This is a genomic window from uncultured Cyclobacterium sp., assembly GCF_963976465.1.
GTDB lineage: Bacteria > Bacteroidota > Bacteroidia > Cytophagales > Cyclobacteriaceae > Cyclobacterium.
Genome location: NZ_CAXBOC010000475.1, coordinates 1 through 4,278 on the forward strand (window position 1 = coordinate 1; position 4,278 = coordinate 4,278).

Below are 4,278 nucleotides of genomic sequence, written 5' to 3' on the forward strand. Positions count from 1 at the left end.
TTCGGGGGGCTAGCCCCCCGAAGGGAAGCCAGACAGAGTTGAGCTAACACTCCCAGAAAAAATAGAAGGGATAGATAAAAAAATACCACTTGAGTTAAGGCCACCTCTCCAATTCATTTGAGATTTAACTTTTAATTATCACTAAACTAAGGTGGATCCCGGTTTAGTGATTTCTTAATTTTTCTATTAACTCTTTCTTATTCAATTGGCTAACGCCCTCCATTCCTATCTCTTTTGTTTTCTGATACAGCTCTTCTCTTGTCCATTCTTCATATGGAGACGCTTTACCGCCTTTTTTACCGGTCTTGCTATCAGGAGAATTGGCTATTCTCGCTGATTTTTCTTTACTGTACCCTTGGTCTCTGAGCGCTTCATATTGCGCTTCATTTTTTATTCTGTTCATTTTATTATCTGATTTACTCATTGTTTTCACTTTTTTCCCTTCTGTATTTTTCACTTTCAGTGGTAACATCTTTGCTCGCATTTTTTGCTCTTCTTAATGCATCTTTTGCAGCTTGACTTGACTCCTCTTTATCATTCGCATCCGGAGCTTTTTTGCCGGCTTTTCCATCTTCCGCCTCTTCTTGGGCATCAAGAAAGCTATTGTCCTGAAAATCTTCCTCTTTTCTACTTCCTTTTGTATTTTTCATCTTGGTCTTTTTTGTTTAATTATATGTAAATTATAACCAAAACCATTCCAAATTGATTTTGACATATAATTTCACAGAAAAATTTTACCCTAAATCCAATTTTACTTGTTTATCCTTTCACAAGGAAATATATTCACGGATCATTAGTTCAGAAAAATTTTAATAAGATATGAGCAGTAACTTAAAAAATTCCAGAAGAAGCTTCCTAAAAGGGAGCCTTTTGGCGCTAGGAGGTATAAGTATTGTACCCCGACACGTTTTGGGAAAAGGACACCTGGCCCCAAGTGATCATCTGACGAAAGGCATCATTGGTGTTGGCGGCATGGGAAGAGGACATTTCGATTATGCCGGAACCAAAACTGTGGCAATATGTGATGTGGACACACGTCATATAGGTATTGCTCAAGAAACTTTAGGCAAAACGGTCAAAACTTTTGCTGATTATAGGGACCTGATCCAACTCCCGGAAGTTGACATCGTCCACATAGCCACTCCGCCTCATTGGCATGGTATCATGGCTGCAGATGCTGCCAGAGAAGGTAAAGATATATGGTGTGAAAAACCAATGACCAGAACTATTGGTGAAGGAAAAAAAGTCATGGAAGCTGTGAAGCAACATGGCAATGTATTTCGATTAAATACTTGGTTTCGCTTCGATAGTAATTTCTATGGAATGAATACCGAGGTGAAAAATATAAAGAAATTGGTAGACTCAGGAATGCTGGGCTGGCCCCTAAAAGTAACGGTAGGTAAATTAACCGGTTTTGACTGGAAATTTTACTGGGTAGGAAAAACCGGCTTAAATGAAATGCCAATACCTAAGGAATTGGATTATGACAGGTGGCTAGGTCCTGCACCTTACAAACCCTACAATGAGCACAGAACACATGGTACTTTTAGAGGGTACTGGGATTACGATGGTGGTGGATTAGGAGATATGGGGCAGCATTACTTGGACCCGGTTCAATACTTCTTGGGCAAGGATGAAACGAGCCCAGTAAAAGTGGAAGTGGATGCACCACAGCAGCATCCGGAAGCCGTAGGTACCTGGAGAAAAATCACCTATACTTACGAAGATGGCTGTCAAATTATATTGGATGGAGAAGGTACAACTGAGGCGCCTTATATCGAAGGGCCTGAAGGTAATTTGTATAGAGGTTTTAAATCCGACATACCTAATCTTGAAAGAAAGCTGGCGCAATTCCCTGAACCTGCCCCACAAGTGACAGACTTTGTCGATGCAGTTAAAAACAGAAAGAAATTTGCCTTGAACGAGCAAAATGGATTCCGTTCTTGTACCCTTGTTAACATGGGATTGGCAGCTTTAAGGCTGAATAGAGATTTACATTTTGACCCTATAAAATTAGAATTTATTAATGATGAGGGGGCAAATAGACTTATAGATCAGCCGATGAGAGCACCCTATACCATTTAGATAAAACATTAAAGGAATACCCAGAATTATGGAAAAATATTTTATAAAGAAAATGACTTTTATTCTTTGCCTATTAATAGGCCAAGTATTTATAAGTCAAGCGCAAAATCAACTCGATGCGGGAAGAACCACCGCTACAAAGATTGCAGACCTACTGAACCGCTTTCCTGCCGAAAATGCCGATAAATTAGAGGCTGCCATGAAGCAAATGGAAGCCCTTGGAGCCAATGGAATTACCGAAATGGCATTGATGCAAAAACCGGGTGTCAACAATGAAAAAATAGAATATGCTTTGGCAGGATTTGCTTTTTATGCAAGCAAAGATGGCAAGGAAGACTTAGCCAATATGGCTGTAGGTGCCTATATCGATGCCATTAACAAGTTACAAGACCCTGAAGCTCAAAATTTTGTGTTGAAACAAATAAAGTTCATTGCAAAAGATGAAAATGTAGTGAATATTGAACCATTTTTGACCGATGACAGGCTCTCAGGAACTGCCTCCAGGGTACTGGCGAACGTTGGTTCATCACAGGCCATCGCGGCATTGATTGGAGCTTTAGAAGCTTCTACCATTGATGCTCAAAAGGCAAATTTCATAGAAGCTTTGGGTGATATTGGTGACAAGGAAGCTGCCGAAATCATTGCTCAATATGTTAATAGTAACAGCCCAGAACTTAGAAAAGTAGCCATTTACGCCTTGGCGAGCATAGGTTCTCCATCAAGTGCCGACGTATTGTATGCGGCAGCCAAAAATGCAGGGTTTACTTTTGAACCTACCAATGCAGCTGCTCAATACCTAAGGTATATTGACAATTTGGGAGCTGCAGGTAACCCAAAGCAGGCCCTTAAACTGGCAAAAAAACTTGACAAATCCACCAATGTAACGGAAAACTACCATACCAAGGCCGGAGCTTTGGATTTATTGGTGAAATTAGACCCTGAAAAATCAAATAAAAGAATCATCAAAGCTGCCCAGTCAGATGAGTTTAGATACAGAGGTACTGCCTTGCATTACCTTAGCAACGACCAGTTGATCCAAGAATTGGATGATTGGAAAAAAGCTTTGGACAAAGCTTCTGAGGAAAGTGTAGCTGCCATTCTTCAAAGAATGGGTAAAGTCAAAAACGAAGCAGTAGCACAGGTCATTTTGCCTTATCTCTCAAGTCCAAATGAAAAAATTCGTCAGGCTGCCATTGCTTCTGTGGTTACCGCAGGAGACAATTTGGCTTTGACCGAAATATTGGATCTTTTGGCAGCTGCTGATGAATCGGATCAATCCCAATTGATAACTGCGCTACGAACAATGAAAGGTGACAATGTCACAGCTGAAATCGCCAAAAGAGTTTCAGTGGCAGACAATGAACTTAAAGTTAAATTACTAGGTCTTTTGGCATCCAGAGCGGCAGAAGATCAAATTGATGTCGTCTTCGGGGCAGTATCAAATGGCAATTCAGATGTAAAGTCAGCAGCATTAACTGCGCTTGCATCGATGGCAACACCGGATGATCTTAGCCAATTGGTAAGTTTGCTAAAAACAGAAAGTAACTCAGAGGACCTTGAGAAGATCCAAGAGGCTATTATTGTGGCAAATGCTCAAAAAAGGGACCTAAAAGCTGAGACAAAATGGGCCATGGACTTATTGCCTACCTTACTCTTAGACAAACAAGGATACCTATATAAAATATTGGCCAAGACCGGTGGTAAAGAAGCTTTGGATAAGCTACAAGACATATACGAAACCGGAAATGTAAAACAAAAACAAGCTGTGGTTGGTGCATTGAACCAATCTGAAGATCCTGCCGCAACCGTTCCATTGTTGCATATTGCCAGAAATGCAAGCACTGACGAGTTGATGGATGATGCCCTATCAGGCTTTATCAGGCTAGTTCCTTCAACGCAAGGAGCCAACGAACAAAAAGTATTGATGTTAAGAGATGCGTTGGCATTGGCAAAAAACCAAGACAATGTGCAGGCTATATTGAGACAGCTTGGCAATTACCCTACCTTTCAGGCATTGCTTGTTGCCGGAAAGTATCAGGAAAAACCTGCTTACCAGCAAGCTGCTGCCAGGGCTGTGATGAAAATTGTCTTGAACAATGACAACCTATATGGCACAAAAGTTAGAACAATTGTGGAACGCACCATTGAAGTAATCAGCGGACAGGATAGTCAATATTACATAACATCCCTAAA

Annotated in this window: 4 protein-coding genes; 2 read left to right on the forward strand and 2 right to left on the reverse strand. The window is 40.7% G+C overall.

Annotation, left to right across the window (positions count from 1 at the left end; all coding sequences use genetic code 11):
* Nucleotides 1-163: 163 nt before the first annotated feature.
* Nucleotides 164-403, reverse strand: coding sequence for a Rho termination factor (locus AAC037_RS20560; RefSeq protein WP_339905254.1), 240 nt, complete (start codon nucleotides 401-403; stop codon nucleotides 164-166).
* 13 nt (nucleotides 404-416) lie between these two features.
* Entirely contained in the window at nucleotides 417-650 is a 234-nt protein-coding gene (locus AAC037_RS20565) for a hypothetical protein (protein WP_339905256.1), read from the reverse strand.
* Between the two features lie 169 nt (nucleotides 651-819).
* Between AAC037_RS20565 and AAC037_RS20570 the strand changes: the two genes are divergently transcribed.
* Both AAC037_RS20570 and AAC037_RS20575 read left to right on the forward strand, forming a co-directional pair.
* Nucleotides 820-2,085, forward strand: a complete 1,266-nt coding sequence (locus tag AAC037_RS20570; RefSeq protein WP_339905258.1) for a Gfo/Idh/MocA family oxidoreductase — start codon at nucleotides 820-822, stop codon at nucleotides 2,083-2,085.
* Nucleotides 2,086-2,113: 28 nt separating this feature from the next.
* Nucleotides 2,114-4,278: HEAT repeat domain-containing protein (locus tag AAC037_RS20575; RefSeq protein WP_339905260.1), on the forward strand; the 2,165-nt coding region annotated here is incomplete at its 3' end.